The sequence below is a fragment of the Odoribacter sp. N54.MGS-14 genome, from assembly GCF_000980295.1.
GTDB classification, from domain to species: Bacteria; Bacteroidota; Bacteroidia; order Bacteroidales; family Marinifilaceae; genus Odoribacter; species Odoribacter splanchnicus.
Genome location: NZ_LARL01000124.1, coordinates 1 through 3,341, shown reverse-complemented (window position 1 = coordinate 3,341; position 3,341 = coordinate 1). Strand labels below are relative to the sequence as shown.

The window sequence follows — 3,341 nt, the reverse complement described above, 5'->3', positions numbered from 1 at the left end:
TTCCGGTATATATTTACGTAAGGTGGTTTCATCTACCATACGTTCTCGTTCGATGATGGAGATTTGTTCCGTTACGTTTTTCAGTTGCCGGATATTTCCCGGCCAACGGAAGTCCTGAAGGATTTTAACGGCTTCTTCCGTTAACCGGACTGCCGGCATCCGGTATTTTTCGGCAAAATCGGCGGCAAATTTCCTGAATAACAAAGGAATATCTTCTTTACGTTCGCGTAAAGGAGGGATCGTGATCGGAATAGCATTCAGACGATAATACAGGTCCTCCCGGAATTTTCCGTTTTTTACCGCTTGCGGGATATCGAGGTTGGTGGCTGCGATAACCCGGACGTTGGTTTTCTGTACTTTCGAGGAGCCTACCCGGATAAATTCTCCCGTTTCCAATACCCTTAATAGACGGGCTTGCGTCGGTAAAGGCAGTTCTCCTACTTCATCCAAAAAAATGGTTCCGCCGTCCGTTACTTCGAAATATCCTTTCCGGTCGGATACGGCTCCGGTAAAAGCCCCTTTCTCATGACCGAAAAGCTCGGAGTCGATCGTTCCTTCAGGAATCGCACCGCAGTTTACCGCTATATACTGAGCGTGTTTACGGGTACTGTAGGCATGGATGATACGGGGAAAAATCTCTTTCCCGACTCCGCTCTCTCCGGTTATCAATACGGACAAATCTGTCGGGGCTACTTGGGTAGCAATATCGATGGCCCGATTTAAACCCGGATTGTTTCCGATGATTTCAAATCGTTGTTTGATCGCTTGTATATCTTCCATATTCAGCTATCTTGTTCATATTTTCTTCCGGACCTGTAAAAGTTACAGGTACTCTGACAAAATTACATTAAAAAGCCCGAATCAGGAAACATTTATTCATTTTTACTCTTTCAATAAATCGATTATTTTAATTTCTCTTTTGATTTTTTCTAACCGGCCGTATCGGTCGCCTGTCGTTTTTGGGAGACTGGGTTTTGTAAAAAAAAGAGACAACAACTCTTAATAAAATGTTAGAGGACTATCGTGAATATCACAAATATAGGTTAAGATGGAAGAAATTAGACCTTAATTGAATCCCATTTTGTAAATTGCATCATCATTTACCAAAACTATTTAAATCATATTATGAAAAAATTAATTCCTTTGATGATGTGTTTGGTGCTAAGCGTAATGGCTTTTGCGCAAACGGGAGTGGATTTCCAGCATCTGACATTTGATGAAGCATTAGCTAAAGCTAAAGCAGAAAAGAAACTGGTTTTCGTTGATTGTTACACAACTTGGTGTGGTCCATGTAAGATGATGACAACAAAGATTTTCCCGATGAAAGAAGCCGGAGAATTTTTTAATCCTCGTTTTGTCTGTGTGAAATTCGATATGGAACAGGGAGAAGGGAAAGAACTGAAAAATAAATTAGGTGTGCGGGCTTATCCTTCTTTCTTTATTATCCGTCCGGACGGAACAGTACAACATGCTGTCGTCGGTGGAGGTGAACTGGAACCTTTTATCGAAAGAGTAAAGAAAGGGTTGAATGAAAAGACTTCCTTGCTGTATCTGAATCAACAGTACGAAAAAGGAAAAATGAATAAAAAGCAATTATTGGCTTATAAGGTCGCTTTAGATGATGCTTACGATCAGAAAAAAGCAGAGCAGGTAAAAAAAGAATTACTGTCTCAGGTCACCGAGAAAGATAAATTGAAAAAAGAATTCTGGCCCTTGTTTGAAGACGGTACTTGTACGGTTGGAACTCCCGATTTTAATTTGATATTGGCCAATATTCCGACTTTTGAAAAAAATATAGGGAAAGAAAAATTGGATGAATTTTTATTCTCTGCTTATAGCCGGGCTTTGTCTCCACACCTTTATGGAAATAAAGAAAGACAAACCGTATCTTTGGATGAACTGAAACAACAGATCGGTAAATTGGATCTTCAGAAAAAGAACGATTTGTTGTCTTTATGTGATATCGCCGGATTGGTGGCTCAGGGAGATGTGAATCAGTTGGTATCTAAAGTGGAAGAAAACGCTGCTACATTGACCGGAAACGATTTATCGTCTATGCTGATGGCTTTCGGAGCTATGCGGGATAAAGCGACTAAGGCAGATTATAACCGTATGGTTGCTGCCGCTGAAAAAATGATGGCTAACCCCGCTAATAGCGAAATGAAAAATTACCTGGAATATTATGTGGAATCCTGGAAGAATTTAGCTCATGTAGGGGTTAATTTCCAGGACTTGACTTTTGAACAGGCAGTAGAAAAGGCTGCTAAGATGCGTAAACAGATTTTTGTCGACTGTTATACTTCCTGGTGTGGGCCTTGTAAATATATGAGTAACACTGTTTTCCCACAGGAGAAAATGGGAGATTATATGAATCCGAAATTCATTTGTGTTAAATATGATATGGAAAAAGGAGAAGGACCTGAATTAGCTAAAAAATTCGGTGTTCGCGCTTATCCTACTTTTGTCATTTTGAATACGGATGGAACCGTGCGTCATAAATTTGTCGGCGGTGGTGAACCGGACCGGTTTATCGAACGGGTAAAGGATGCTTTCGACGATAATAAAGCAACCGGTGTACTGGATGCAAAATATGCAGAAGGAGCCCGGGATAAGGAATTCCTGGCTAAATATGTGGAAAGTTTGATTTCTATGTATTCTCCGGATGCTTCGAAAGTAGCTGCAGAATTGTATGGACAACTCACCGATGAAGAGAAAGTATCGGCTGATTATTGGTTTATTTTCAATAATCCTGATTTAGCTCCAGCAGGCTCTGAAGCTTATGAATATTTGTTGGCAAACCGGGAGAAGTTTGCACAAAATAATACGGAAGAAGCTGTCGATAAACGACTGTCCAGCGGGTATCAACGTAAATTGATGATGATTTTCTACGGACGGGATAAATCGACAACAGCTGCCGACCTGGATCAGATGAAGAAAGAGATTGTCGGTCTGAAATTGAAAAATGAAAAATCATTGGTAGGGCAGATCAATATCGCTAAAGCACTCTTAGCCAATAATCCGAATCAGCTGCTTACAGTCTGTGAAAAAGAAGTGAACAACCTTTCTCCGGAAGAATTCCCATTCTCGATAATTGCCGGAGCAAAAGAAAAAGCTACTCCTCTGCAGATCAACCGTTGGAAAAAGATCGGTCAGAAACTGGTAGCCAAATGTGAGGATAAAGACATGGCAAAGCAAATGGAACAATATATCGAATCTATGTTTGCTAAAAAGTAGGTAAATAGTTCTGTCCGAAATAGAAGCGAAGGGGCTGTCCAAAAAGTCGGATAGCCCCTTTTGCTATTGTTTATTTCGGTAAAAAGAATTATCTTACCGTTGCAAAA

At 40.4% G+C, this 3,341-nt stretch carries 2 protein-coding genes; one reads left to right on the top strand and one right to left on the bottom strand.

Going from position 1 to position 3,341, the window contains the following annotated elements; all coding sequences use genetic code 11:
- Nucleotides 1-780: sigma-54 interaction domain-containing protein (locus tag WS42_RS14370; protein WP_046451328.1), on the bottom strand; the 780-nt coding region annotated here is incomplete at its 3' end.
- A 345-nt stretch (nt 781-1,125) separates the two neighbouring features.
- Between WS42_RS14370 and WS42_RS14365 the strand changes: the two genes are divergently transcribed.
- Nucleotides 1,126-3,234: a thioredoxin family protein gene (locus WS42_RS14365; RefSeq protein WP_229041856.1), complete on the top strand. Its 2,109-nt coding sequence runs from the start codon at nt 1,126-1,128 to the stop codon at nt 3,232-3,234.
- Nucleotides 3,235-3,341: the final 107 nt, after the last annotated feature.